The organism is Pseudomonas acericola (SeqCode) (genome assembly GCF_053456465.1).
In genome coordinates this window covers 859183-885342 of the sequence record NZ_JBRFJB010000002.1, presented here as the reverse complement: position 1 = coordinate 885342, position 26160 = coordinate 859183, and the positions used below count along the sequence as shown (strand labels likewise).

32 protein-coding genes are annotated in these 26160 nt (G+C 60.9%); 20 read left to right on the top strand and 12 right to left on the bottom strand.

What is annotated here, in order from left to right; all coding sequences use genetic code 11:
• Positions 1–118: 118 nt before the first annotated feature.
• Both ACU688_RS10235 and cysK read right to left on the bottom strand, forming a co-directional pair.
• The gene (locus ACU688_RS10235) at positions 119–1057 is read right to left on the bottom strand and encodes an aspartyl/asparaginyl beta-hydroxylase domain-containing protein (RefSeq protein WP_448184605.1); all 939 of its coding nucleotides are present in this window, start codon (positions 1055–1057) and stop codon (positions 119–121) included.
• A 194-nt stretch (positions 1058–1251) separates the two neighbouring features.
• On the bottom strand, positions 1252–2226 hold the full coding sequence (gene cysK, locus ACU688_RS10230) for a cysteine synthase A (RefSeq protein WP_124528022.1): 975 nt from the start codon (positions 2224–2226) through the stop codon (positions 1252–1254).
• Positions 2227–2350: 124 nt separating this feature from the next.
• Between cysK and ACU688_RS10225 the strand changes: the two genes are divergently transcribed.
• The 10 genes from ACU688_RS10225 (at position 2351) to ACU688_RS10180 (ending at position 9193) form a co-directional block, all read left to right on the top strand.
• Positions 2351–3427: a DUF748 domain-containing protein gene (locus ACU688_RS10225; protein WP_448184604.1), complete on the top strand. Its 1077-nt coding sequence runs from the start codon at positions 2351–2353 to the stop codon at positions 3425–3427.
• A 341-nt stretch (positions 3428–3768) separates the two neighbouring features.
• Entirely contained in the window at positions 3769–4014 is a 246-nt protein-coding gene (locus tag ACU688_RS10220) for a hypothetical protein (RefSeq protein ID WP_448184603.1), read from the top strand.
• Positions 4015–4239: 225 nt separating this feature from the next.
• Positions 4240–4449: a hypothetical protein gene (locus tag ACU688_RS10215; protein ID WP_448184602.1), complete on the top strand. Its 210-nt coding sequence runs from the start codon at positions 4240–4242 to the stop codon at positions 4447–4449.
• Between the two features lie 128 nt (positions 4450–4577).
• Entirely contained in the window at positions 4578–5150 is a 573-nt protein-coding gene (locus ACU688_RS10210) for a recombinase family protein (protein WP_448184601.1), read from the top strand.
• 375 nt (positions 5151–5525) lie between these two features.
• Positions 5526–5969, top strand: coding sequence for a hypothetical protein (locus ACU688_RS10205; protein WP_448184600.1), 444 nt, complete (start codon positions 5526–5528; stop codon positions 5967–5969).
• 153 nt (positions 5970–6122) lie between these two features.
• On the top strand, positions 6123–6842 hold the full coding sequence (locus ACU688_RS10200) for a hypothetical protein (protein ID WP_448184599.1): 720 nt from the start codon (positions 6123–6125) through the stop codon (positions 6840–6842).
• Between the two features lie 459 nt (positions 6843–7301).
• The gene (locus tag ACU688_RS10195) at positions 7302–7622 is read left to right on the top strand and encodes a hypothetical protein (RefSeq protein WP_448184598.1); all 321 of its coding nucleotides are present in this window, start codon (positions 7302–7304) and stop codon (positions 7620–7622) included.
• Positions 7619–7957, top strand: coding sequence for a hypothetical protein (locus ACU688_RS10190; protein WP_448184597.1), 339 nt, complete (start codon positions 7619–7621; stop codon positions 7955–7957). The genes ACU688_RS10195 and ACU688_RS10190 overlap by 4 nt, the downstream gene beginning before the upstream one ends.
• Positions 7954–8178, top strand: a complete 225-nt coding sequence (locus tag ACU688_RS10185) for a hypothetical protein (protein ID WP_448184596.1) — start codon at positions 7954–7956, stop codon at positions 8176–8178. Before ACU688_RS10190 ends, ACU688_RS10185 begins: the two co-directional genes overlap by 4 nt.
• A gap of 40 nt (positions 8179–8218) precedes the next feature.
• Entirely contained in the window at positions 8219–9193 is a 975-nt protein-coding gene (locus ACU688_RS10180; RefSeq protein ID WP_448184595.1) for a hypothetical protein, read from the top strand.
• A gap of 37 nt (positions 9194–9230) precedes the next feature.
• On the opposite strand, the gene ACU688_RS10175 is transcribed toward ACU688_RS10180, so the two are convergent.
• The gene (locus ACU688_RS10175; RefSeq protein WP_448184594.1) at positions 9231–10670 is read right to left on the bottom strand and encodes a site-specific integrase; all 1440 of its coding nucleotides are present in this window, start codon (positions 10668–10670) and stop codon (positions 9231–9233) included.
• Between the two features lie 242 nt (positions 10671–10912).
• Between ACU688_RS10175 and ACU688_RS10170 the strand changes: the two genes are divergently transcribed.
• Both ACU688_RS10170 and ACU688_RS10165 read left to right on the top strand, forming a co-directional pair.
• Complete coding sequence (locus ACU688_RS10170; RefSeq protein ID WP_003210690.1) at positions 10913–11758, top strand: AAA family ATPase; 846 nt, start codon at positions 10913–10915, stop codon at positions 11756–11758.
• On the top strand, positions 11758–12936 hold the full coding sequence (locus ACU688_RS10165) for a vWA domain-containing protein (protein ID WP_448184593.1): 1179 nt from the start codon (positions 11758–11760) through the stop codon (positions 12934–12936). The genes ACU688_RS10170 and ACU688_RS10165 overlap by 1 nt, the downstream gene beginning before the upstream one ends.
• 124 nt (positions 12937–13060) lie before the next feature.
• On the opposite strand, the gene ACU688_RS10160 is transcribed toward ACU688_RS10165, so the two are convergent.
• From ACU688_RS10160 to ACU688_RS10150, 3 genes are read right to left on the bottom strand one after another with little or no spacing between them, the layout of a single operon-like run.
• A complete protein-coding gene (locus tag ACU688_RS10160; RefSeq protein WP_448184592.1) occupies positions 13061–13975 on the bottom strand; it encodes a 5-oxoprolinase subunit C family protein in 915 nt (304 codons plus the stop codon).
• The gene (gene pxpB / locus ACU688_RS10155) at positions 13972–14676 is read right to left on the bottom strand and encodes a 5-oxoprolinase subunit PxpB (protein ID WP_448184591.1); all 705 of its coding nucleotides are present in this window, start codon (positions 14674–14676) and stop codon (positions 13972–13974) included. The genes ACU688_RS10160 and pxpB overlap by 4 nt, the downstream gene beginning before the upstream one ends.
• Positions 14673–15413: a 5-oxoprolinase subunit PxpA gene (locus ACU688_RS10150; RefSeq protein ID WP_448184590.1), complete on the bottom strand. Its 741-nt coding sequence runs from the start codon at positions 15411–15413 to the stop codon at positions 14673–14675. Before ACU688_RS10150 ends, pxpB begins: the two co-directional genes overlap by 4 nt.
• A gap of 175 nt (positions 15414–15588) precedes the next feature.
• On the opposite strand from ACU688_RS10150, the gene ACU688_RS10145 reads away from it, so the two are divergent.
• The gene (locus ACU688_RS10145) at positions 15589–16509 is read left to right on the top strand and encodes a LysR family transcriptional regulator (RefSeq protein ID WP_124528017.1); all 921 of its coding nucleotides are present in this window, start codon (positions 15589–15591) and stop codon (positions 16507–16509) included.
• Between the two features lie 49 nt (positions 16510–16558).
• Here ACU688_RS10145 and ACU688_RS10140 read toward each other — a convergent pair whose 3' ends face one another.
• Genes ACU688_RS10140 through ACU688_RS10130 form a run of 3 tightly spaced genes read right to left on the bottom strand, consistent with a single transcriptional unit; the run spans position 16559 to position 18444 of the window.
• Positions 16559–17101 (bottom strand): DUF2937 family protein, encoded by a 543-nt coding sequence (locus ACU688_RS10140; protein ID WP_448184589.1) that lies wholly within the window; start codon positions 17099–17101, stop codon positions 16559–16561.
• An 11-nt stretch (positions 17102–17112) separates the two neighbouring features.
• On the bottom strand, positions 17113–17889 hold the full coding sequence (locus ACU688_RS10135; RefSeq protein ID WP_026136743.1) for a class II glutamine amidotransferase: 777 nt from the start codon (positions 17887–17889) through the stop codon (positions 17113–17115).
• A gap of 21 nt (positions 17890–17910) precedes the next feature.
• Positions 17911–18444 carry an MFS transporter gene (locus ACU688_RS10130; protein ID WP_448184588.1) on the bottom strand — a complete coding sequence of 178 codons (534 nt, stop codon included), beginning with the start codon at positions 18442–18444 and terminating at the stop codon, positions 17911–17913.
• 24 nt (positions 18445–18468) lie between these two features.
• Here ACU688_RS10130 and ACU688_RS10125 point away from each other — a divergent pair, with 24 nt between their 5' ends.
• Positions 18469–20511 (top strand): S9 family peptidase, encoded by a 2043-nt coding sequence (locus tag ACU688_RS10125; protein WP_448184587.1) that lies wholly within the window; start codon positions 18469–18471, stop codon positions 20509–20511.
• Between the two features lie 69 nt (positions 20512–20580).
• The gene (locus ACU688_RS10120) at positions 20581–21054 is read left to right on the top strand and encodes a cyclic nucleotide-binding domain-containing protein (protein WP_448184586.1); all 474 of its coding nucleotides are present in this window, start codon (positions 20581–20583) and stop codon (positions 21052–21054) included.
• Here ACU688_RS10120 and ACU688_RS10115 read toward each other — a convergent pair.
• The gene (locus ACU688_RS10115) at positions 21051–21335 is read right to left on the bottom strand and encodes a hypothetical protein (RefSeq protein WP_017736284.1); all 285 of its coding nucleotides are present in this window, start codon (positions 21333–21335) and stop codon (positions 21051–21053) included. The two genes, ACU688_RS10120 and ACU688_RS10115, sit on opposite strands and share 4 nt — an antisense overlap.
• A 78-nt stretch (positions 21336–21413) precedes the next feature.
• On the opposite strand from ACU688_RS10115, the gene ACU688_RS10110 reads away from it, so the two are divergent.
• From ACU688_RS10110 to ACU688_RS10095, 4 genes are all read left to right on the top strand, one after another.
• Positions 21414–22100, top strand: coding sequence for a spermidine synthase (locus ACU688_RS10110; protein ID WP_032888736.1), 687 nt, complete (start codon positions 21414–21416; stop codon positions 22098–22100).
• Between the two features lie 59 nt (positions 22101–22159).
• Positions 22160–22534, top strand: a complete 375-nt coding sequence (locus tag ACU688_RS10105) for a YajD family HNH nuclease (RefSeq protein ID WP_017736286.1) — start codon at positions 22160–22162, stop codon at positions 22532–22534.
• Between the two features lie 178 nt (positions 22535–22712).
• Positions 22713–23180 carry an RNA methyltransferase gene (locus ACU688_RS10100; RefSeq protein ID WP_014717486.1) on the top strand — a complete coding sequence of 156 codons (468 nt, stop codon included), beginning with the start codon at positions 22713–22715 and terminating at the stop codon, positions 23178–23180.
• Positions 23181–23248: 68 nt separating this feature from the next.
• Positions 23249–23548 carry a YgaP family membrane protein gene (locus ACU688_RS10095; RefSeq protein ID WP_448184585.1) on the top strand — a complete coding sequence of 100 codons (300 nt, stop codon included), beginning with the start codon at positions 23249–23251 and terminating at the stop codon, positions 23546–23548.
• Positions 23549–23675: 127 nt separating this feature from the next.
• On the opposite strand, the gene ACU688_RS10090 is transcribed toward ACU688_RS10095, so the two are convergent.
• Together ACU688_RS10090 and ACU688_RS10085 are read right to left on the bottom strand one after the other, a co-directional pair.
• The gene (locus ACU688_RS10090; protein ID WP_448184584.1) at positions 23676–24896 is read right to left on the bottom strand and encodes a hypothetical protein; all 1221 of its coding nucleotides are present in this window, start codon (positions 24894–24896) and stop codon (positions 23676–23678) included.
• A gap of 13 nt (positions 24897–24909) precedes the next feature.
• A complete protein-coding gene (locus tag ACU688_RS10085; RefSeq protein ID WP_110624195.1) occupies positions 24910–25359 on the bottom strand; it encodes a YcgN family cysteine cluster protein in 450 nt (149 codons plus the stop codon).
• Positions 25360–25512: 153 nt separating this feature from the next.
• Between ACU688_RS10085 and ACU688_RS10080 the strand changes: the two genes are divergently transcribed.
• A complete protein-coding gene (locus ACU688_RS10080) occupies positions 25513–26097 on the top strand; it encodes a nitroreductase family protein (protein ID WP_207044617.1) in 585 nt (194 codons plus the stop codon).
• Positions 26098–26160 lie beyond the last annotated feature (63 nt).

The following is a 26160-nucleotide window of genomic DNA, read 5'->3' as shown; positions in this document are numbered from 1 at the left end:
GTCGCCGCATCGCTGCGATAGCGGTGGGTCAGCTAATCAAATGTTGACTGGCCTGCCGCCATCGCAGCGATGCGGCGACCCGACAAGCCAGCTCCCACAGTTTTGACTGCATTTCAAATCAGCCGAACAGCCATTTCCACAGCAGCAGCAAAACCACCACCGCCAACACCGGCCGCGCAATCCGGTAAGCCTTGGGATGCTTGCGCTTCCACTGCTTCACCACGCCACTGAACTTGTCACTGAACGTCTTGCTCCAGGCATACGCCTGGTTGATCCCGCCGACGCGCTCGTCATCCAGGTTCTGCGGTGCCGTGGCACGGCCCAGTTGCTTGCTGACCCAACGGTTGACGCGGGTCATGAAGCCATTGCTCAGCGGCCGTTCGATGTCGCAGAACAGGATCACACGGGTCTGCTCGGTCTCGTTCTTCACCCAGTGCACGTAGGTTTCATCGAACATCACGTCGTCGCCATCCCGCCAGGCGTACTCCTGGCCGTCGACAAAGATGCGGCAGGCATCGGAGTTCGGCGTGGACAAGCCCAAGTGATAACGCAACGAACCGGCAAACGGGTCACGGTGTGGGTTGAGATGGCTGCCACCTGGCAACAGCGCAAACATCGCGCCTTTCACATTGGGAATGCTGCTCACCAGCGCCACGGTTTTCGGGCACAGCGCCTCGGCCGATGGCAGCGGTTTGTCGTACCACTTGAGGTAAAAACGCTTCCAGCCTTTCTTGAAGAACGAACCGAAACCGGCGTCGTTGTTCTTTTCGGCGGCGCGGATGTAACCCTCGTCGAACAGGTGCATGGCCTCTTCGCGGATCACTTCCCAGTTGTCCTTGAGCACGTCCAGTTCCGGGAACTTGCTGCGGTCCAGGTACGGCTTGGACGGCACGGCCGAGAACAGGTACATCAAGGCGTTATACGGGGCGAACAGCGCCGAATGGTTGACGAACTGGCGCAACAGCGGCAAACGCGCCTTGCCGCGCAGGTGCACATACAGCGTGCTGCCGATAAACAACAGCAACACCGACAGTTTGGCGGCCAAAGAAAAGGTCATGCAGCAACTCCTGAAAAAATGCGCCGGGCATCATAAACACTTGGGCCATTATGCAGAAGGCTTTGGCTGACCGGCTGATACATATCAAACCTTGTGGCGAGGGAGCTTGCTCCCGCTAGGCTGCGTAGCGGCCCCACGATTTGGGGAGCGCTTCGCACTCCAGCGGGAGCAAGCTCCCTCGCCACAGACACACATCAAGCCTGGTTTTCCTGATCGGTAAACAGATCGCTGAACAGCATGCTCGACAGGTAGCGCTCACCGGAATCCGGCAAGATCACCACGATGGTCTTGCCCTGCATCTCCGGTTTCTGCGCCAGGCGCACGGCCACGGCCATCGCCGCACCGCAGGAGATACCGCACAAAATCCCCTCTTCCTGCATCAGGCGCAGGGCCATGGCCTTGGATTCTTCATCACTGGCCAGTTCAACACGGTCAACCATCGACAGGTCGAGGTTTTTCGGCACGAAACCGGCGCCGATGCCCTGGATCTTGTGCGGGCTCGGCTTGATCTCTTCACCGGCCAACGCCTGGGTGATCACCGGCGACACGATCGGCTCCACCGCCACCGAGAGGATCTGCTTGCCCGCGATGTTCTTGATGTAGCGCGACACGCCGGTGATGGTGCCGCCGGTGCCGACGCCGGCCACCAGCACATCCACGGCGCCGTCGGTGTCGTTCCAGATTTCCGGGCCGGTGGTTTTTTCGTGGATTGCCGGGTTGGCCGGGTTTTCGAACTGGCCCGGCATAAAGTATTGGGCCGGGTCGCTGGCGACGATTTCTGCGGCTTTTTCAATCGCACCCTTCATGCCCTTGGCCGGCTCGGTCAGCACCAGCTCAGCACCGAGGGCCTTGAGCACCTTGCGGCGTTCGATGCTCATGGACGCCGGCATGGTCAGCAGCAGCTTGTAGCCACGGGCGGCGGCAACAAAAGCCAGGCCGATGCCGGTGTTGCCCGACGTCGGCTCGACAATGGTCATGCCCGGCTTGAGTTTGCCGGTGCTTTCCGCGTCCCAGATCATGTTCGCGCCAATGCGGCACTTCACCGAGTAACCGGGGTTACGCCCTTCGATCTTGGCCAGGATGGTCACGCCACGCGGGGCGATACGGTTGATCTGCACCAGGGGCGTGTTACCGATGGAGTGCGCGTTGTCTGCAAAGATGCGGCTCATGGCGGGTCCTATGTGGGCGGTATTCAGGAAGGCCCCAAGGGTATGCCTCGTGTCGCAACGCGTCCAGTCGAGGAACGTTGCGCGCCTCACAAGAGTCCATCTCCTACAGACATGGAGAATGCCAATGAAACGTCGCTACAGCTGGCTGCTATGGACCGTCGCCGGGCTGGTGGTGCTGCTGGTCGCCCTGGACCTCGCCCTGCCCTATCTGGTGCGCAACTATTTGAATGACAAGCTCGCCGACATGGGCGACTACCGTGGCCAGGTCAGCGACGTGGACGTCGCCCTGTGGCGCGGTGCCTACAAGATCAACGGCCTGGAGATCATCAAGGTCGATGGCAAGGTGCCAGTGCCGCTGCTCAAGGCGCCGTTGATCGACTTGTCAGTCAGCTGGCCAGCGCTGTGGGCCGACCGTGCCGTCGTGGCCAAGGTGCGGTTTATCAAGCCCGAGGTGAACTTCGTTGATGGCGGCGCCAACAAACAGGCGTCCCAGACCGGTAAAGGCACCGACTGGCGCGCACAGTTGAGCAAACTGGCACCGATCACCCTCGACGAAGTGCGCATCGAAGACGGCAAGATTGCCTTCCACAACTTCAGCTCCAAGCCGCCGGTGAACATCAACGCCACCGCCGTCAACGCCAGCTTCTACAACCTGACCAACATCGTCGACGTCAAAGGCAAGCGTGACGCACGCTTCGAAGGCAAGGCCCTGCTGCAAGGCCAGGCGCCGCTGGAAGCCAGCGCGACCTTTGATCCGCTGAGCAATTTCGAAAACTTCGAATTCCGTTTCCGCGCCAAGGATTTGCAGCTCAAGCGCATGAACGCCTTCGCCTCGGCCTACGGCAAGTTCGACTTCAAGGCCGGCACCGGCGACGTGGTGATCGAAGCCCAGGCGGAAAAAGGCCAGCTCACCGGTTATATCAAGCCGCTGCTGCGCGACGTCGAAGTGTTCGACTGGCAGCAGGATGTGGAAAACAAGGACAAGAACATCTTCCGTTCGATCTGGGAGGCCGTGGTGGGTGCCAGCGAGACGGTGCTGAAGAACCAGCAGAAAAACCAGTTCGCCACGCGGGTGGAGCTGAGTGGCAGTGTGCATCAGCAGGATGTCAGCGCGTTCGATGCGTTTTTGGCGATTTTGCGTAATGGCTTCATCCAGGCATTCAATGCCCGCTACGAGCAACCCAAACCCAGCACAGACTAACTGTGGGAACTGGTTTGTGTGGGAGTACACACTTAGGTCGTGACCGCCCATTCAGAGACTGGACAAGGGATACTGCTGAAAGCCTTGTAAACCGGGGCTCTCATCGGGGGACCACTCCGATGACACATCCGTGTGGCCGGATCGTGTGACCCCTTACCGGATACCAAGAACTCTACGTAACAGCACGCAACAGTTCTTGATAGAGTGCGAGTACTGGCAAATTGCCGTTTTGAGTTTCAGGCGGCATACTTCACAAGCAACGCATCAATTAAGAGCGTACAACCTAATCGGCTTGTGTCGTCTCGTCAGCTCTATCAACCTTTTTGGCACAAGGAAAAGCCATGTCGCTCCCACCGATGATCTGCTCCCACGTCCCAGTTTTGAAAGCTTACCTTTCAACTGTTACTCACAATTTTGAAGCCAAACCTAACGGTCAGATGATGTACAGCTTCTCTGATGGCTTGATTTTGAACGTCTATGAAACGACAGGCAAAGTAGTCTTCCAAGGTTCTGCACCGGGAGGCGATTTTGCAAAGCAAATTGCAGCAATGATCGTTCAAATGAATACCCCGGTACTGCAGCCTTAAATTAAATTTGCGCTGAGTAGGACTAACTCACTGCTGATTAAAACACTTGCAGCGGCCTTGGATTACGAATGTATGAGCAATCTAAATTTGCTCTATTCGTATGACAGGGCCTCTCTGATCCCATCACGCCACTTCCCCCCGTAGGCCCTCTGTAGAGCGCGGCGAATACCAACCGCGCGCAATACGCTAGGATCATAGTCAAACGCCACCAATGATGCGGACGACATGACAGACCATAGCGAAGCCGTAGCCGATGCACTTGAACTACTAATGCTCAGTCAGAATGGGATAGGCGCGGCGATTGAAGAGCTAGCCAAATGGATTGCTGAGCGCGGCTCTACTGAGGTTGCCCAGAACGCTGTCGGCGCTTTGGAAGTGCTTGACCAGAATGCCGAGGGAATCGCCAGCGCCATCAGAGTACTGCGTGGACAATAGGTATCATAAATCGACCGTATGATGATACCGCTCATCGCCTACGGTACGAGGTATCAACAAATGTGCTTGACGATTTGATGACACCAAATCATCATGACACCACCTTTGATGACACCTGAGTCCTGACCATGAATCGCATCTTCTTTTATGCCCGAGTGTCCACCACTGACCAGACTACCGATAACCAAGTGCTGGAAGTCCAAGCTGCTGGCTTCACTGTAGAGCCGAAGCGTGTGATTACTGAGACTGTATCGGGTAGCACCTGCGCTAAAGATCGCAAGGGCTTCGCCAAGCTGCTGGAGCGGATGGAAGATGGGGATGTGCTTATCGTCACTAAGCTGGACCGCCTTGGCCGTAATGCTATGGACGTGCGCAGCACCGTGGACCACCTAGCAGCGCAGGGTATCCGTGTGCATTGCTTGGCCCTCGGCGGCGTAGACCTGACCAGTCCAGCGGGCAAGATGACCATGCAGGTACTGGCGGCAGTGGCAGAGTTTGAGCGGGACCTACTGATCGAACGCACCCAAGCGGGCCTGGAGCGCGCTAAAGCAGAAGGCAAAGTCTTAGGCCGTCCAGTTGCTACCGGCACCACAGCGAACGTACAGGCAGCCAAGGCCTCGGGATTAAGTCAGTCGGCAGTAGCTGCGGACCTAGGCATCAGCTTGGCTACCGTCAAGCGTCACTGGAACATCGCAGCATAACGAATGCCGGGGCGTGGGAGGTGCAATACCTCCCTGGCAGCCGCAATAAGTAGGGCCTCTGATTTAATTGTCACATACTCTGAGAGATGGATTAAGGCACGCCTACACGGAGTATCCACTGGCACCTGTCATTCATCAGGGCACCCCAGAATGATCCAGGTTCCAGGCATTGAAGGCTAGCGCAGACTCAAGCGCAACCGGCCGTAATCCCACCCTTCTGATACACCCGCCAGCACACACGCTGTGAGCCCCTGAGACGCCATCTGAGCCGTCTTAGCGACGCCTCCAACGCACCCTAAAGTCAGCTACAAGCCACGGCCCGTATGTGTTTTGGCATTCAGCCACATTACCCTTCAAAATAGCTTTCGGTGATCCATGAACCGTGCATTCTCAAACCCAATTCGTCCGTCTCATGCGGATGGAAGTCGGTACATCCGACAGTACAAAGCAGTGCAATATCACGCACTTAAAGGCCGATTCCCGCGCTCTAAAGCGCTGGTGGTCATGGCGTTGCAACAGCTCAATCATCGACACCAAGGACCAGTAACCATTGGTGCGATACTCAAACACAACACCACGTTGAACCGGACCAGCGTTCACCGGGCGTTGGTCGATCTGCATTATGAGGCGCACCTCGTGTGGCTCCCTGTGCCGAACGCTGAACACATCACCAGCTATCTGTTGGGCACCAACCGCGCAATGGTCGGCTTGCCTCCCCCGGGGCCTGCTGAGCAGCGCGAGGCGGTAGCAGCCGAACGGACCCTCAAGCTGATGCTGGATGACCACATTGCAAAGGCTGCGTTGAAGCGTCGTCGCTGACCTTGCACTCGCAAACCGAAACAGCCAATCAACCGCATGGGCCAGTCCCTATATCTATGCGCGGCAATTGGCCCAACCCAATGAATACGGGCACTTCGCCAACCTACTGGCCCAAGGTGGCCCGGCACTGGCACGCCCATAAGTGAGTAAATAATGACCAACGCGACGACCGCCCAGGCGACGACCGCTCCCACCCTACCTGCGCATACCCAGGCTTTGGTGAACCAGTTACACGACCTCATCGCAGTTCACGGCTTGCTGGCACTGCACAGCCAACGACAGATCGCCACCCAGCTTGGCCTATCCCGTCGCCGGGTAAATGACCTGAGCAAGATGAGACCACCGACCACGCTCGACATGAGCGCCACTACAAGTGAGTTCGACCTGACCGAATTCAACACGGAGCCGACCATGACCCGAGTACAAGCCGTGGATGCAATCCTGGCGCTTGCCATCCGCCCCTTGGGCGTCAAGTACCACGAGTACAAAGAGACCTTGGGCGCAGCGTTCGGTCTCACTTGCGTAGATGGGGAGTTCAATTTGAACATGGAAGAGAAACAACACCGCCAACTTCGCGCCGATGTACGACGCAAGGCCAAAGCCGCTGGTGATGTAGCACTGTTCATTCCTGGCTGGATGGATGCAAGCGATCCCGTTGCAAGCAACCGCGCAATGCTCGCCGCTGCCCAGGCTGTATATGAGGCGGTCGAAGATGCCGCAGCCGCATACCGCGACCAGTTCCCGGACATGCCGTATTTGTCTGTCGTCAACGAAATTAAAGCAATCGCTATCCCAGGGTATAGCAGCGACCCAGTGGTTGCTCGCTGCGAGCGGAACAGCAACACCGTCGACTTGCTACTGAGCCGCACCTAATAAAACCCTTCGCCACTTGCCATGCACGGCGGCTTCGCGCTGCCCGGAGAAACCTCCCATAAACCTGACACTCAACGAACTACTGGACGCCTGCGAGTTGCCACCATCCGCGCAACACAACACCGACGACCACGAACCCCGCCGCGCACTGAATGCTGAGCCTGGGGCCATGTACCGAGCTGCCGTCGCCCTGGCTAATGGAGGTGATGGTGGGGCGGCAGGCCAGCGGCTCGCCCTGCGCACTAACGCCCGTTACCGGGACGCAACCGCCCTAGGCCAGCGGCGTGGATTGAACGTGGCTGAGAGAGCCTCACAAGACCTCACAGGGCGCAACGCCCGTGGCCGTTTGCGGGATTGATTAACGCTGCACTCCCGGCCTGATCCTGGGCCACACGTTTAAACGCACTCTACAACTTCCGGCATTGCTGGAGGATTAACCCTGCCAGTAGGAATTACCAAATGAAGTACTACCCGCGCAACAAAGAACATGTTGGTTTGTTTAAGCAACGTGGCAGACCACCACTTCACCGCATCCGCTGCATGCACGTTATCCGGTCGATGTTAGCGGCTGGGGAACCCGTCACTGTCGGCAGTGTGCATAAGCGCATCCGCGTTGGGGCGCCCGCCCAAACCTACACCGTGATGAATTACTTCCTAACTGCTGGACTTACAACCGCGCCGTTAGTTGGTGCCCCACACATCAACCAATTCAAAGTTTCCTGTGCCGATACCTGGGCTGCAACTATCCGTGAACTTACCGAGATTGAGAAACTGCTATGACCGAACAAACTACCGAGACAACCCGCCGTCGCCGTAAACGTAAGGCCCTAGATGTCCACGCCGAGGGGCTGGCGCTGCTGGCTGAGACACTGGCCGCGTCCCGCAAGAAGCTGGAGTGGTGTGCCGAGAATGACGTGCCGGTCGATGCCGCCCAGGTATCCGCCAACGTCTCATTGCTGAAACTGCTGGAGACAATGCGCCACGTCGATGACGACGACAAGGACAAGGACACCGCCGCCCTGGTGGCTGGCTTCCATGCCAAGACCGCCGAGCGTGCTGCCCGCTCCACGACTGCCCCAACTAAGGATGACCTGTTGGCGGAGTACGGGCTGTGATTGACGACCGCAGTACCCCACAGATCAACGCAGACCGCATCTATGCCGACATGCAGGCCAGGGCAGCAAAGGCCACTGACGACGCTCGACTGGGCCAACTGGCCGCGCTATCCACCAGCGCCGCGATGCAGTCCTTGGGCAGCACACCGGCACCCAGCTTCCTCGACTTCCGCACTGAGTCGGATATAGCCGCAACCAGCGGTGGCATCAAAATCCCTTAACCCATCGCCTCCCAAACACTTACTTATAGAGAGATATTCCATGACTCGTAAATTCGCTGCTGCCCGCAAATCCGCTAACGCCATCGCATTGTTCGATGCGCTCCAGGCTGCTGTCCCGCTTCATCTGGTCGAAGTCCCAGCCACCAAGTACCCAACTGCCCCGGCTAACCTACAAGAGCTTCGCAAGGGCATCACCACCATGACGGAGCTATTCACCTCTGACGAACGTGCTGACTCCAAAAAGACCAGCCGCGACGATGTTGAGCATGAGCTGATGGGCGTGATGACCACCCTGTCCAATCGAGGCTTTGCATTCGCAGACCTGCCAATCCTCTTCGCCTTTGAGCAAGATCGTAACCAGCACCTCGACACAGTGACGCGCTACACCCGCGCCGCCAACGCAAACACCGAGGCACTGTCGGCCAAGGTGGCCGAATGGTTCTCTGACATCACCGCCGTCCTGAGTGTGGCAAAGGTAGTTGGCGCTGACGTGATGGCCGAGGTAGCCGCTGCCCCGAACAAGACCATGGCCGCGCTGGGGATCGATCTGCACGTTCGCGAGAAGCTGAACGCATCGGCCCAAGCTGGCGTCCCGGTAATGGCAGCAGGTCGTGGTCTGATGGTCCTCAAAGCTGCCAAGATCGACGCCTTGTCGCTGGACTTGGGCGACGTTGAGCTGGCTGCCGCAATGGCCTTGTACAGCTACTTCCCGGATGCGATTGAAGGCGCGTCAATGCAGGAAGCTGGGCTGCGCTTCGGCTCCGTCGTCCTGGGTGCCAATGCTGACGGCGTCGTGGTCTACCGCGAGGCCGTCCAATCGAACGCATCGGGCCTGCTGCCGCACACTGCCCTGGTGGCTGCTGATGGCAAAGCCCTGGCCGCGCTGCAATCCAAGATCGACGTTCGCCTGGGTGGCGTAGACCATGCCTTTACCGGCACCGTGGAGAATGGCGGGATGACTGTTGCGGAACGCCGTCTGCGTGACTTCGGCAAGTCTGCTGTTACCACGTACTAAAACCAACCCTGCTTGCCTAACCGGCTTGCAGGGTATTTTACTTATCGAGCAGTTCGCGGACTCTAGCCAGCAGTTCCCGCTGCCGTGTGAGCGGAGCCGTTCCGCCATAGACGCCGGTGTGCTTATTCCCAGACTGGGTATGGCCGAGGATACCGCCCACCTCCGCATCGCTCGCACCTGCCGCCCTGAGCAAATCCGCTGCCGTGTGCCTTGCGCTGTACAGACTGAGTTGTCCCTTGAGGTTTGGTATCTTGAGCAAGGCCGCACTAACCGCACGACTCAACCGCGTAACGCGCTGTCGTCCTCTCTCCGCTGCGCTGCCATCACCAAAGCCTGATAGCACCAGATTGAACAGAGCGACGTCCTCCGCTGCCACAGGCAAATCCCTGCGACTGGCTGCGTTCTTGGCACCAGATAGGCCAGCCTGGAATACCTGCTCCCTGTTACCCACGATGTCTTCCCGCATGGTCAATGCCGCTGGGCCTTCGCTCAACAGCTCCAGGGGCCGCACACCGTACCGGACAAGCAGACGCATTGCTGCCGCGTCTACAGCATCCCCACGGGCGTCCAGGGCGGCCTGCACCTGGGCCACCACGGCTAACGGCATTGGGTCGCGGGCATTCTTCTGGAGTGCACCACCTGCACGGATGGCCCTGGCTACCGCGCCCTGCTTCGGTAGGCTGATTCCTTCCCATCCTGGCACCTCCCGTAGAATCGTTATCATCCCCGCTGCCTGAGTGTGGACTGACGACGCCTTGCCACCGCCAGCTAGCTTGCCCTCGGCATAGGCCATGATCCGTTGCACCTGCTGCGCCGGGGAACTAGGCCAACGTAGAACGTCATTGCAGAGCTTGCGCATGATCCCCACACGGCCAGCGCTGACTCGCTCACAATAGCCGTCCAGAGCCACGGCGAACTGCTGGGCGGTACGCCTATCGCCTTGCTGGCTGACCGGCTCCATAGGCGCTTCCACCGGGCCAGGAATGCCAGTGCCAAGGGTTGGCGGTTCACCGCGCTCCAAGGCTTCCAGCGCCCTAACAGCGGCCATAGATTCGAGTGGGTGAACGGCTTCCATCCCAGGCGGAGGCATCCCCTGCGCGGCCATCGTGTACGCCCGCTTCTGCCAATCCAGTTCGGTCTGCCAGCTCCGCGTCACCAGCTTCGCCCCTGGCGCCATGTCTGTAACGGCACGGAGCGTTACCCGTTCTACCACCGCCTGTAGGCTTGCGAGGACGACGCGGGGATCAACCGGGACCGATGCCCTGCGCTCGACTGGATCGTTCGCCACGGGCGACAGAGCTTCGCTACAGATGCGGTCAAACTCTACTGACACCTGACGGGCAAGGCGCAGGGCTTCTGCGCGGTCAGCGGTGCCTAGGGCTTTGCGGTATTCAGAGCGGCCCAGCAGTTCGGCAACTGGTAGCGGGAAGCGGCGGCGGTAGTGATAACGCCCCTCACGGCGGGACAAGTAGGACATTCAGAATTCTCCGGGGCACGTGGTACGGTCATGTGGTGGTGTCGCGGGGCACATACAAGCGCTGAATACACCGCCATGTGTCACACGACCGAACCGCTGCAAGCCTTATTCTACCTGGCCTGCCGACGACTCGACAGTTTGAAAGTGTACCAACGAGTCAGAGACTGAATAACCCGTCTGCGTTCACAGTCGCCGGGGCTGCGCGGTATAGTCCGGGCATTGATGAATGCGAGGAAACACCGATGAAGTTCGAAGGCACCCAGGCCTACGTTGCCACCGACGACCTGAAACTGGCCGTCAACGCCGCCATCACCCTGGAGCGACCGCTGCTGGTCAAGGGCGAGCCCGGCACCGGCAAGACCATGCTCGCCGAGCAACTGGCCGAATCCTTCGGCGCCAAGCTGATCACCTGGCACATCAAGTCCACCACCAAGGCCCATCAGGGCCTGTACGAGTACGACGCGGTCAGCCGCCTGCGCGACTCGCAACTGGGCGTGGACAAGGTGCACGACGTGCGCAACTACCTGAAAAAGGGCAAGCTCTGGGAAGCCTTCGAGTCCGAGGAGCGGGTGATCCTGCTGATCGATGAAATCGACAAGGCGGACATCGAGTTCCCCAACGACCTGCTGCAAGAACTCGACAAGATGGAGTTCTACGTCTACGAAATCGACGAGACCATCAAGGCGAAGAAACGCCCGATCATCATCATTACCTCCAACAACGAAAAAGAACTGCCGGACGCATTCCTGCGCCGCTGCTTCTTCCACTACATCGCCTTCCCCGACCGCACCACCCTGCAAAAGATCGTCGATGTGCACTACCCCGACATCAAGAAGGACCTGGTCAGCGAAGCGCTGGACGTGTTCTTCGACGTACGCAAGGTGCCCGGCCTGAAGAAAAAACCGTCCACCTCCGAACTGGTGGACTGGCTCAAGCTGCTGATGGCCGACAATATCGGCGAAGCCGTGTTGCGCGAACGCGACCCGACCAAGGCCATCCCACCGCTGGCCGGCGCCTTGGTGAAGAACGAGCAAGACGTGCAGTTGCTGGAGCGTCTGGCGTTCATGAGCCGTCGCGGTAACCGCTGATGCTGCTCAACCTGTTCAATGAAATGCGCGCCGCCAAGGTACCGGTGTCGGTGCGCGAGCTGCTGGACCTGATCAACGCGCTGAAAATGCGCGTGACCTTCGCCGACATGGACGAGTTCTACTACTTGGCCCGGGCGATCCTGGTCAAGGACGAGCGGCACTTCGACAAGTTCGACCGGGCCTTCGGCGCCTATTTCAATGGCCTGGAAAAACTCGACGACCACCTGCAGGCGCTGATCCCCGAAGACTGGCTGCGCAAGGAGTTCGAGCGCTCGCTGAGCGACGAAGAACGCGCGCAAATCCAGTCCCTCGGCGGCCTCGACAAGCTGATCGAAGAGTTCAAGAAGCGCCTGGAAGAACAGAAGGAACGCCACGCCGGCGGCAACAAGTGGATCGGCACCGGCGGCACTAGCCCGTTCGGTTCCGGCGGCTACAACCCGGAAGGCATTCGCGTCGGCGACGCGGGCAAGCGCCAGGGCAAGGCGGTGAAAGTCTGGGACCAGCGCGAGTACAAGAACCTCGACGACCAGGTGGAACTGGGCACGCGCAACATCAAGATCGCCCTGCGCCGCCTGCGCAAGTTTGCGCGCCAGGGTGCGGCCGAAGAACTGGACATCGACGGCACCATCGACCACACCGCCCGCGATGCCGGCTTGCTGAATATCCAGATGCGCCCGGAACGGCGCAACACCATCAAGTTGCTGCTGTTGTTCGACATCGGCGGTTCGATGGATGCCCACGTGAAGATCTGCGAAGAACTCTTCTCGGCCTGCAAGACCGAGTTCAAGCACCTGGAGTACTTCTACTTCCACAACTTCGTGTACGAGTCGGTGTGGAAGAACAACGGGCGCCGCACCTCGGAACGCACCTCCACCCAGGACCTGCTGCACAAGTACGGCGCGGACTACAAAGTGATCTTTATCGGCGATGCGTCGATGGCGCCGTATGAAATCACCCAGGCCGGCGGCAGCGTCGAGCATTGGAACGAGGAGCCGGGGTATGTGTGGATGCAGCGCTTCATGGCCAAGTACAAGAAGCTGATCTGGATTAACCCGTATCCGAAGGACACCTGGGGGTATACGGCGTCGACGGGGATTGTGCGGGAGTTGGTGGAGGATCAGATGTATCCGCTGACCCTTCGAGGGTTGGAAGAAGGGATGCGTTTTCTATCCAAATAAGCGGTGTATTCGCTGACGCTATCGCAGGCAAGCCAGCTCCCACAGTTGAACGCATTTCAAAGTTGGAATGTATTTCAACCTTGGAATGCATTCCCCTGTGGGAGCTGGCTTGCCTGCGATGCTTTTAGCTATTCAAAAACCGCTGCAAAAAGCCAATGTGCTGCTGGTGCGCAGTCTCCTGCACCACCGGCGCCAATCTAACCTTCTCCCCAGGCAAACACTGCGCCAGCCGCGCCAGCGCCAACGGCGTCAACGCGCCCAGGCGCGGATACCCGCCAATCGTCTGCCGATCATTAAGCAACACAATCGGCTGCCCATCCGGCGGCACCTGGATCGCCCCCAACGGAATCCCTTCGGAAATCAGCGACGGCCCCTGGTACTGCAACGGCGTGCCCAGCAGACGCATGCCCATGCGGTCGGCGCGGCTGTCCAGGGACCACTCGGTGTTGAACACATCGAACAGGCTTTGCCCGCTGAACTGGCCGATCTGCGCGCCGACGATCACATCCAACGGTTTATCGGACCGCAGATCCTGCGCATTCAGCACCTTCATGGCGCCGCCTGTACCGGAATAGGCCAGACGCCCGCCTTCGATCAACGCCTTGCCGAAACCATCCACGCCGCCCAGCTCTTCACGCACAACGGTGGCGCAACTGCCCAGCACAGCCGGCGCATCAAACCCGCCCGGCGCCGCCAGGTAGGCCCGCGCGCCGTTGAACGGTTGTGTGAAGCGCAAACGCTGGCCCTTTTGCAGGATAAAACTGCGGCCGGGGCTGATGGCCCGCTCGTCGATGTACGCCCCCAGGTCCGCGCCGGCCAGGGCGAGCAAGCAATAGTCCTCGGCCTGCACGGTGAATCCGCCCAGGGTGATTTCCACCACCGGCGCGTGCAGCGGGTTGTCCAGCAGCCAGTTGGCCCAGGCCATCGACACCCAATCCAGCGCGCCGCCCTGGGTCACGCCCAGGTGGCGCACGCCAAAACGGCCGGCGTCCTGCAACAGGCACAGCGGTGTGCTGGCCTCGATGATCAAGCGGCTCATGCCTGCGCCTCCAGCGGTGTGTCGTCGCCACCCAGCTTGATGAATTCGGCGCGGTCAACGGGCGCGAAGCGCACCGTGTCGCCGGGTTGCATCAGGCTGTAGCCATCGCGCTCGCGGTCAAACAGCTTGGCCGGGGTGCGGCCGATCAGGTTCCAGCCGCCGGGCGACACCACCGGATAGGCGGCGGTTTGCCGTTCGGCGATACCGACACTGCCGGCCGCCACACGCTTGCGCGGCGTACTCAGGCGCGGCGTGGCGAGGATTTCATCCACCAGCCCCATAAAGGCAAAACCGGGGGCGAAGCCGAGGGCAAACACTTGGTATTCATGGGCGCTGTGCTGGCGAATCACGGCATCGACACTCAAGCCGCTGCGTTGGCTGAGCAAGGTCAACTCGGGGCCGACACTCAGGTCGTACCACACCGGCAGCACATGGCACTGGCCGCTGCCCTGGGCCTGCGGTTGCAGGTCCGTCAGGGCCTGATCAATCAATGCGCGCGCCTGGGCCGGGCTCAACGCGGTGAGGTCGTAATGCACCATCAAGGTGGTGTAGGACGGCACCAGGTCCACCAGCGCCGGGCCAAAACCTTCGCGCAAGCGCTGGGTGGCAGCGAGCATCCACGGCATGTTGGCTTCGGCGATGGCATCAAACAGACGCACCATCAGGCAGTCGATGGCCACTACTTCAATCCGTGGCTTCATGCGCTCTTCAATGCCTCGCGGATGCGCTGCACGGCGGCGACCGAGCTGGCGTTGTCGCCGTGGACGCACAGGGTGTTGGCCTGCAACACCAGCGGGCTGCCGTCGCTGGCGATCAGCGGCTCGCCACGGGAAATGGTCAGTGCTTGGCCGACGATGACATCGGCATCGTGGTGCACAGCGCCGGGCAACTGGCGCGAAACCAGATGGCCGTTGTTGTCGTAGGCACGGTCGGCGAAGGCTTCGAACCACAGGGTCACGCCATATTCATCGCCCAAGGCCTGCGCGGCGCTGTTGTCGCGGGTCGCCAGCAACATCAGCGGCAGGTCGCCGTACGCCGCCACGGCCTGGATCACGGCACGCAATTGCGTCGGGTTGGCCATCATGTCGTTGTACATCGCGCCGTGGGGTTTGACGTAGCTCACCCGCCCGCCTTGGGCCCGGCAGATGCCGTCGAGGGCGCCGATCTGGTAGTGCAACAGGTCCTGGATTTCCTGCGGCGTGTAGGCCATGGAGCGGCGGCCAAAGCCTTGCAAATCTTGGTAGGCGGGGTGTGCGCCCACTTGCACGCCGTGCTTGAGCGCCAGGCTGACGGTCTTGCGCATGATGCTCGGGTCGCCGGCATGGAAGCCGCAGGCCACGTTGGCGCAATCGATGAACGGCATGACCTCGGCGTCCAGACCCATGGTCCAGTTGCCAAAGCTTTCGCCGATGTCGCAATTCAGTAGCAGGCGGCTCACTGTGGTCGCTCCTGTAGGTTTTATTTTTTTGTAGTGTGGGATTTTTTACACAGAACTCGCAACTTGTCCTGACCCCCCTACGACGCTTATCGTGGAATAGCTCGATTTTTGGCGCTGGCCCGGTGCGGCGTCCAACTAATAAAAACCGATCCATGCATAAGAAAAAGTTGATCCCATGAATTTGAAGTTCCTCGAAACCTTCGTCTGGGTGGCCAAGCTCAAGAGCTTTCGCCTGACCGCCGAGAAGTTGTTTACCACCCAGGCCTCGATCTCCAGCCGCATCGCGGTGCTGGAAAGCGAACTGGGGGTGAAGCTGTTTCTGCGCGACTCACGCGGCGTGAGCCTGACCCCGGAAGGCGTGAAGGTGCTCGATTACGCCGAGCAGATGATGGTGACCATGCAAGGCTTGAAGCAGTCCCTGGAAACCACCAGCAGCAAGGTCGGGCGCATCCGCATCGGCGCGATGGACACGGTGATCCACACCTGGCTCAGCCCGTTGGTGGCGGAGCTGATGGACCATTTCCCTCTGGTAGAAATCGAATTGGTCGCCGATACCGCGCTCAACCTCAGCGATCAGCTGCAAAAAGGCTTCCTCGACCTGATCCTGCAAACCGACCTGCTGCGCCTCGAAACCGTGCGCAGCCTGGAACTGTGCAGCCACCCCATGGCCTGGATCGTCGCCAGCCAGTCGATCTACCACCGCGACTACGCGTCCCTCGCCGAACTGGCCCAGGAGCGCATCATCACCTACTCGAAAAACTCCCATCCGCACCAGGACGTGCTGCGCCTGATGCAAGCCAACGGCGTGGCCGCGCCACGGATGAACTGCGTGAACTCGGTGTCGGCGATTACCCGCTTGTTGCGCGATGGCTTCGGGGTCGGCGCGCTGCCGCCGGTGCTGGTGATGGAGGAGTTGGCGCGGGGGGAATTGGTGATGTTGCCGATGGCGCAGAAACTGCCGAACTTGCAGGTGGTGGTGTCGTGGCGCGTGGGGGTGGAGTTGGTGGAGGAGATTGTCGGGTTGTGCCAGAAGGTGGTGGCCAGATATGCCGAAGAAGTCGGCCCAGAGCGGATGCTACTGACAAAACCCGATTAAAAACTGTGGGAGCTGGCTTGCCTGCTCCCACATTTGACCGAGTTGGGTTTTAGAGGCCCTTGAGGTCCCGCTCTTCAATCGGCCGGCTCTGGCGCAAACGCTTGCCGCCCAACACCACCCAATCGATCAACCGGAACAGGCATTCCAAGCCGAACGACAACAGCATCGCCCCGCCCAACCCCCAACCCATGGCCTCTGGCGTCAGCAGGATCTGGTAGCTGTATCCGTTCCAGGTCTCCAGGCGGATATCCGGGTCAGCCGCCACCGCCACTTGCAGCACGCGGATGTACCACGGCCCTTGCATCGCCTGGAATTGCTTGTCCAACGCCACCTGGCGGTCAAGCATCGCGCCCAGGCTGTTGGCGTCGCTCTGGAACACCGGGTCATCACTGGCGCGGTAATGCGCGACCAGGGCCTGCAAGTCACCCTTGAAGAACTGCTGCGCGGTCGCGTCAAAACCGCGCAAGCCGGTCTGGGCCTCGATCAAATGGGCTTCGACGCGCTTGGCGTAGTCGCTGATAAACCCCGGCACTTGCACGCCCACCAACAAACCCATGGCAAACAACACCAACCGCAGATAGCTGAGCAACATGGTCGATATCCTTACTCGGTGATGCCCTGGCTGACGCATTCACCGCGTCGCCACAGGCTCCATTGGCCCGGTTCGTAGCGGGTCCAGTTTTCGTTGTCGGTGAGTGGCTCAGTTGCGATCACCGTGACCACGTCATTGGGCGTGGTTTCGGCCTGAAAATCGACGATCACGTCGACATCTTTCAAGCGCGCCGGGCCAAACGGCGCGCGACGGGTGATTTGCGCCAGCTTGGTCGAGCAGTAGCAAAACAGCCAGTCACCGTCGCTGAGCAGGCAATTGAACACGCCTTTGCTGCGGTATTCGGCGCAGGCGGCGATCAGGTCGGGCAGCACCTGCTCGATGTCCACCGGCTCGGGGAAGGCTTCACGCACGCGGTTGAGCAGATCGCAGAAGGCCGCTTCGCTGTCGGTATCGCCCACGGGCCGATAGAACGTGGCGCGGGGGTTGAAGTCCGCCAGTTGGCCGTTGTGGGCGAAACACCAGTTGCGCCCCCACAGCTCGCGCACGAACGGGTGGGTGTTGGACAGGCACACCTTGCCCACGTTGGCCTGGCGGATATGGCCAATCACCACTTCACTTTTGATGGGATAACGCTGCACCAGCAGCGCAACTTCCGACTCACTGCTCGCCGCCGGGTCCTGGAACAGACGCAGGCCACGGCCTTCATAGAAGGCGATGCCCCAACCGTCGCGATGGGGGCCGGTGCGGCCTCCGCGCTGCATCAGCCCGGTAAAGCTGAACACGATGTCGGTGGGGACGTTGGCACTCATGCCCAATAATTCACACATGCCAGGGCTCTCGCTACAACGTTAAAGGCGCGGTTCGACGCGCATGCCGCTCACAGGTGCCGGGCGGCGGAAAGGTTCGTCATCATCCTCGGCCGGCTCGGCGGCCAGGGCGGCATCGGCGGCGGCCTTGCGCTCACGGCGGGCCTTGGCGGCGCGCTCGATGGGCCAGCGGATCAACACAATCACCAGGTACACGCCAAAGGCGATCATCGTGTACATGAACAAGTCGGAAATGGCCCGCCAGGCGTTATTGCCGACCTTGAGCACCAGGTCCAGTGCGGTGATGGCCACGGCTGGCGCAAACTGGGTCTTGACCGGGTCGACGATGGTCGGGCTGAACAGCAACACCGCCATCAGCAATTGCAGCGGCTCACGCAACCAGCGCCAGATCCAGCGGGTCATGCGCCACCACACCAACAGGCAGCCCAAAGCGGCGAAGGCGTAGAGGCCCCAAGCGGTCAGATAGTCGTTCTCGGTCATGGTGTCCATGGCAAGGCTGGCAAAGAGGCGGCTATGATAACGGCTTTTGCGTGTCGCGGCTGTAAAGCCTGCCACCGTCCGCCAGATAGAGATTAATCCATGCCTATATCGCCCGCTCCGATTGCCCGCAAGGCCCCAGGCCAGGATCCTTACGCTTGGTTGCAGGAACGCGACAGCCCTGAAGTCCTCGATTACCTCAAGGCCGAAAACGCCTACCAGGAAGCCCAGCTCGCCGACCAGCAGGCCCTGCGTGAAACCCTGTTCGAAGAGATCAAGGGCCGCATCCTCGAAACCGACCTGTCCCTGCCCTCCCCGTGGGGCCCGTACCTGTATTACACGCGCACCACCGCCGGTGACGAATACGCCCGCCACTACCGCTGCCGCCGCCCGGCGGACGACAGCAACCAGGTGGACGACAGCAGCGAAGAGCTGTTGCTGGACCCGAACGTGCTGGCCAACGGCGGCTTTTTCTCCCTGGGCGCGTTCAGCATCAGCCCCGACCACCAGCGCCTGGCCTACAGCCTGGATACCAGCGGTGAAGAGATTTTCACCCTGTACGTGAAGGAATTAGCCACCGGCAAAGTCAGCGAACTGGAGTTCGAGGACTGCGACGGCAGCATGACCTGGGCCAATGACAGCCTGACCCTGTTCTTCGGCGAGCTGGACGACACCCACCGCCCGCACAAGCTGTATCGCTATCGCCTGGACGGCACGGCGGCGCAGGAAGTGTTCCACGAGCCCGACGGACGTTTCTTCCTGCATTGCTACCGTTCCAGCTCCGAACGCCAGTTGCTACTGGCGTTGGGCAGCAAGACCACCAGCGAAATCTGGGCATTGGACGCCGAGCAGCCACACCTCGACTTCACCTGCCTGGCGCCCCGGGTCGAAGACCATGAATACGACGTGGACCACGGCCAACTGAATGGCGCCTGGACCTGGTTTATCCGCAGCAACCGGGATGGCATCAACTACGCCTTGTTCACCGCGACCGACATTGGCGACGTGCCAACCGAGGCCGAGTGGCAGAACCTGATCCCCCACAGCGATGAGGTGATGCTCGACGGCGTGAGCCTCAACGCCAGTGCCATGACCCTGAGCCTGCGCATCGGTGGCCTGCCGGTGATCGAAGTGCATCCAGAGGGCCTAACGGCCTATCGCGTGGAATTGCCCGACGCCGCCTACAGCCTCTACGTACAAAACAGCCTGGAATTCCCCAGCGACAAGATCCGCCTGCGCTACGAAGCCCTGAACCGCCCGGCCCAGGTGCGCCAGTTGGAACTGGCCAGCGGCGCGCAAGTCGTCCTCAAGGAAACCCCGGTACTGGGCACGTTCAACGCCGACGACTACGTCAGCCAGCGCCTGTGGGCGACGTCCGCCGACGGCACCCAAGTGCCCATCAGCCTGGTAGTCAAGCGTGACCAGTTGGGCAAGCCGACGCCGCTGTACCTGTACGGCTACGGCGCCTACGGTTCAAGCCTCGACCCGTGGTTCTCCCACGCGCGCCTGAGCCTGCTGGACCGCGGCGTCGCGTTTGCCATTGCGCATGTGCGTGGCGGCGGCGAATTGGGTGAGGCCTGGTACCGCAACGGCAAGCAGGAACACAAACAAAACACCTTCAGCGACTTTATCGCCTGCGCCGAACACCTGGTCGCCGAGGGTTTGACCACCTCCAAGCACCTGGCCATCAGCGGCGGCAGCGCCGGCGGCCTGTTGATCGGTGCGGTGCTCAACCAGCGCCCGGACCTGTTCCAGGCGGCAATTGCCGAAGTACCGTTTGTCGACGTACTCAACACCATGCTCGACCCGGATCTGCCGCTGACCATCACCGAGTACGACGAGTGGGGCAACCCGGAAGAACCGGACGTGTACGAGCGGATAAAGGCCTACGCGCCGTACGAAAACGTCCGCGCCCAGGCTTATCCGCACCTGCTGGTGATCGCCGGCTACAACGACAGCCGCGTGCAGTACTGGGAAGCGGCCAAGTGGGTGGCCAAGCTGCGCGATACCAAGACCGACGACAACCTGCTGCTGCTCAAGACCGAACTCGGCGCCGGCCACGGTGGCATGAGCGGGCGTTACCAGGGATTACGTGACGTAGCACTCGAATATGCATTTGTGTTCAAGGCGCTAGAGCTGATTTAGGAACTATGCGCGGCGGTCCTGTCTGAACACAGGACCGCCCTACAAGATTGACGGACCAAGATTGCCGCTATGCCAGAACCGACCTTACTCAATAACGAAATCCGCGACATGCTCATGGACTGCGGCCTGTTCGATCCTTTGCTGCCGGAAGATTTTCACATCGCCGCCGGCTACTTCAACATCAGCAGCATTGCCCGGGACGAAGTGATCTTCCTCGAAGGCGATGCCGGCACCTTCATGTGCATCCTCCACCGCGGCCAGGTGGCGGTGCAAAAAGCCAACCCCAGCGGCCAGCGCCTGACCATCGCCACCCTGCGCAGCGGGCGGGCGTTTGGCGAAATGGCCGTATTGGATGGCGAGCGGCGCTCCGCCAGCTGCGTGGCCGCCAGCGACTGCGTGCTGTTGAACCTGGGCAAGGATTCCCTGGAAAAAATGCTCAACGACGCGCCGAGGGTCGCGGCGAAGATTATCCGTGCCATCGCCATTGCCCTGTCCAAGCGCCTGCGCATGGCCGACGGGCAATTACTCTCCCAGCAGTTTTAACCGCCCGGGGTCTTCGGTTTGCTGTCGTTCTGCTGCAAGCCGGGCACGGTCTGGTCTTTCGGCGGCGTCGGCAACACGATCGGCACCAGCGCGGGGGAACCGTTGGCCGTGGCCTTGGGCGCGACCGGCGGGGTGACCTGCGGGTACAACGTCGGCGTGGGTGTGCCCGGTGCGCCGGGGGTTGGCGCCGGTGCGACCGGCACAGTTTGCAACTCCTGAGCCTGCGCCGCACCCAATGTGAGCGCGCTCAACACAATGACCGTTAGAATGCTGCACTTCATCGATGGCTCCATGGCCTGACCGGAATGTCGTAAGGCTACTCCCAACCGCGCAAGAATGCCCTTCCCAATGAGATTTCCATGAAACGTTTCGTTCTGCTGGACACCACCCCGATCCCCGACAACGGCGGTGCCTTGTGCCTGTTCGAATACGGCGAGGATTTTGTGATCAAGATCCAGGGCGGTGACGGCGGCCAGTTGATGAACACGCGCATGCATGGCTCCGAAGACGCGCTGGCAGAGATCCCTTGCCGCAAGGTCGCCGGGCGCCCGGATTCACGGGTGCTGATCGGCGGCCTGGGCATGGGTTTCACCCTGGCCTCGGCGCTCAAGCATTTGGGCAAGACCGCCGAAGTGGTCGTCGCCGAGCTGGTACCCGGCGTGGTGGAATGGAACCGTGGCCCGCTGGGGGAAAAATCCGGTCGCCCGCTGCTGGACCCGCGCACGGTGATCCGCATGGAAGACGTGGCCAAGGTACTGCAAGCCGAGCCCCAGGGGTTTGACGCAATCATGCTCGACGTCGACAACGGCCCCGAAGGCCTCACGCAAAAAGCCAACAGCTGGCTGTACTCCGCCGGTGGCCTCGCCGCCTGCGCCAAGGCCCTGCGCCCCAAGGGCGTGCTGGCGGTGTGGTCGGCGAGTGCCGACAAGCTGTTCAGCGACAAACTGCGCAAGGCCGGCTTCAAGGCCGAAGAGGTGCAGGTGTTCGCCCACGGCAACAAAGGCACACGCCATACCATCTGGATTGCCGAAAAGCTCAAGGGCTAACTGCGCCGAGAACGGCTAGAATCAAGCCTTACCGTGACCACCAAAATATAGGAGCCATGATGAGCTCAACCAACCCGCCCTCCCACACCGCCAAGCTGGACCGCATCCTCGCCGATGCCCAGCGCGACCGGGAAATGGGCTACCGCGACAAAGCGTTGAAGATGTACCCCCACGTGTGCGGCCGTTGCACCCGTGAGTTCTCCGGCAAGCGCCTGAGCGAACTGACCGTGCACCACCGCAACCATAACCATGATGACAACCCCCAGGATGGCTCCAACTGGGAGTTGCTGTGCCTGTATTGCCACGACAACGAACACTCGCGGTATACCGACCAGCAGTACTTCAGCGAAGGGTCGACCAGCAGCCCGACGATTGCCAAGGCTACGCATAACCCGTTTGCGGCGTTGGCGGGGTTGATGAAGAAGGACGACTGAGATCTTCTTTGTCTGTACCGGCCTCATCGCAGGCAAGCCAGCTCCCACAGTGGGCCGCATTTCAAAGTTGGAATGCAGTCAACTGTGGGAGCTGGCTTGCCTGCGATAGCGATCCCCCAAGCACCACAACCCTCAGCACCGTATAATCGCGTTTTTTTCCGCCAAGGCACCCTTCCCCGTGGGCAATAAACGCTACAGCTGCATCGGTCTGTACAACCCCAAATCCCCCGAAAACGTCGGCTCGGTCATGCGCGCCGCCGGCTGCTACGGCGTGGCCTCGGTGTTCTACACCGGCGTGCGCTACGAGCGTGCGCGGGATTTCATCACCGACACCAAGAAGGTCCACCACGACATTCCGCTGATCGGCATCGATGACCTGAAGAAGATCCTGCCCCTGGGCTGCATCCCGGTCGCCGTGGAACTGGTGGACGGCGCCCGCCCGCTGCCCGAATACACCCACCCCGACCGCGCGCTGTACATCTTCGGCCCCGAAGACGGCTCCCTCGACAAAGAGATCCGCGACTGGTGTGAAGACGTGGTCTACATCCCGACCACCGGCTGCATGAACCTCGCCGCCACCGTCAACGTGGTGCTCTACGACCGCCTGGCCAAGGGCAACAACACCCGCTCGGGCCCCAAGTACTGAATGTGCGGGAACATCCGGCGCCTGCGGGCGGTCAGCTACGTATCACTTGCCCAAGTTGGAGACAGATCATGAACGACAGCAAAAACGTACACGGTTTGGAACGCCTCGGCTCACTGGCCGGTGGTGTGATGATGGTAGGCAAAGGCCTGCGCCGTGGCGGGATTTTCGGCTTGATCCAGGTGGCGATTGGCGGTGTGGCGCTGGCCCGTGGGTTTACGGGGCATAGCTCGCTCAAGGACAAGCTGGAGCAGGGGCGCCAGGAGATGAACACGGTTCGCACGAAGATCGAGCGTGTGGGGGCCGAGTTGAAAAACCTCAAGACTCCGGCTGAAGTGACCGCCGAAAAACCGGTTAAATCAATCGGCTAACCCCAATCCCATGTGGGAGCGGGCTTGCCCGCGATGGCAGTGTGTCAGCCCATACATCTGGCACAGGTAGACCGCTATCGCAGGCAAGCCAGCTCCCACATTGATCATTGCCACATTGGGGTTTGCGTCAACGCAGTAATTTGCTGTCCAGCACCACCGACCCTTCGCCGATCACGCTCTCTGCAAGCTGCACGAACTCGGCAGTGGTGATGCTATTGGCCCGCATCACCGCCTGCGCCAAGTCATCCAGCGAGCGCTTGTTGTGGGTCTTCACGCGAATCTCGCGGTCCAGCTCCTGCAACACCACCACCGCCCGCGATACCGTGGCGCCGCTGACGTGTTCGCCGCGCAAGGTGGTCACGTCCTTGCCTTCCTTCACCAGCCGCGCCTGGATCGCCTGGTAGCGCTCATCGGTAATCCCGCCGGCACGTCGCACCAGTTCGATGGCGTAATACTCGGCCAGGCCTTCGCTGATCCAGTCACTGGTTTCATGGTCATTGAAACGCCCAATCGCCTGCACCACTTCACGGATCAACGGGCTGCTGCCGTTTTCGCTGATCAGCGGCGTGCGGCTGTTGAGGTAGATCGAGTCGCGGGCCGAAAACGCGCCACGGCGCATCGGGTCGCTGGCGCCGACGATCAGCAACTTGGCCGGATGCCGTGGGAACGCAGCTTCCACCTGCGGCCAGACGAAGGTCAGCAGCGTCAGTACATCCATGCGGCGCATGGCCTGGCCCTTGGGCGAAGCCACGGTGACTTCGGTTTCGCCCAGGCGCACGCGGCGGCTGCCAAGGGTGCCAGCGAGCATCCAGCCGGTGGGCCGGTCGAACAGGCGCGAGACGTTGTCGATGCGGAATTTGTTTTTGCCGATGCGCGGCCAGGCGGTCTCGATGCTTTTCCAGCCGGCAGGCAATTCGAACACCAGTCGCGAGACCAACTCGATACCGTCCTGCTGGTCGAGCCGCGCAGTGGGCACCAGGTCTTCGCCGCGAAACAGCGCCCAGCTCGGCGTCATCCGCGCTTCGTAGAGGCCCGCCTTGCGCGCGTGGGTGAGGCGTACGCGGTAGGTCAGGCTGGCCTTGTCGGCGCTGGGTTGCCACAGGCCGCGGCTGCCGGTGACCTTCCACTGGCCGTCGGCCTTGAAGTCGCTGTAGTCACCGTCGCCACCCAAATCGAAATCCAGGCTGCGCACCGCCGAACCCTGGGACAGGCTCACCCGCACTTCGGCCTGATCGCTCTGGGGCAGCAACTTGACGTGATAATCCAGGTCAACTTTCTTCGTGCACCAGCCCGGCCCGCTCAGCGCCAGCAGCACCAGGGTGGTGGCCAGCTTGACTGCGATCGTCATAGCGACTCCTTTATCAGCCTGCGCGGAAGATCAGGTAATCCTCCCAGTCGTCTTCGGGCACGCTGCCTTCGGCGAGCATGCGCCCGGACTGGGAAATGCGTTCGTGGTGCACGGCGTCGCGGTCGCCGCAGACCAGGTGGTGCCACAGCGGCAGGTCCTTGCGTTCGCTGACCAGGCGGTAGCCGCAGGTCGGCGGCAGCCATTTGAACTGGTCGGCCTGGCCGGGCGTGAGCTGAATGCAATCGGGCACCGAGGCGCGGCGGTTGGGGTAGTCGGTGCACTGGCAGGTTTTCAGGTCGAGCAGTTTGCAGGCGATGCGCGTGTAATAGACGCTGTTGTCGTCTTCATCCTCAAGCTTTTGCAGGCAGCACAGGCCACAGCCGTCGCACAACGACTCCCACTCCTCCTGATCGAGGTGTTCAAGGGTTTTGCGTATCCAGAAAGGTTCGACTTTGGCGGCCATGGCTCTACATCAGTATCGGTAGGTGAAAAGGCCGCCAGTCTAGTGCCCAAGCCCCCGGGAACCAAGCGCTTACGACTGGCGGTGTAACAACACTTGTCAGTCTAGTGGCCGCGCAGTAGCTTTGAACGCCGAATTGACCCTCAGGAACCGCCCATGACACGTGTTGCCGATTACCCGATCCACACCCAGTTCACCGACCGCTGGTCGCCGCGCGCCTTTACCGGCGAGAGCATCCCGCAAGAAACCCTGCTGAGCTTCTTCGAAGCCGCGCGCTGGGCGCCGTCGGCCTATAACTCGCAGCCGTGGCGTTTTCTCTACGCGCGCCGCGACACGCCGAACTGGGAACGCTTCCTCGGCCTGCTCAATGAATTCAACCGTGGCTGGGCGCAACACGCCTCTGCGCTGGTGATCATCGCCTCGAAGACCGACTTCACCGCCCCCGGCGCCAGCGAAGAAACCCCAGCGCTGTGGCACACCTTCGACACCGGTTCGGCCTGGGGCCACCTGGCGTTGCAAGCCAGCCTCAGCGGTTATCACACCCACGGCATGGCCGGCTTCGATCAGGAACTGACCCGTAAAGAGCTGAAAATCCCGGAAGGTTATGCACTGCATGCCGCCGTGGCGGTGGGCAAGCTGGGGGACAAGTCGACCTTGCCGGAGTACCTGCAAGGCCGTGAAGTGCCGAGCCCGCGTCGGCCGTTGAGCGAGTTGGTATCGGAAGGTGATTTCAGCTTGTAAGCAACGCTGATATCCACTGTGGGAGCGGGCTTTTGTGGCGAGGGAGCTTGCTCCCGCTGGGGT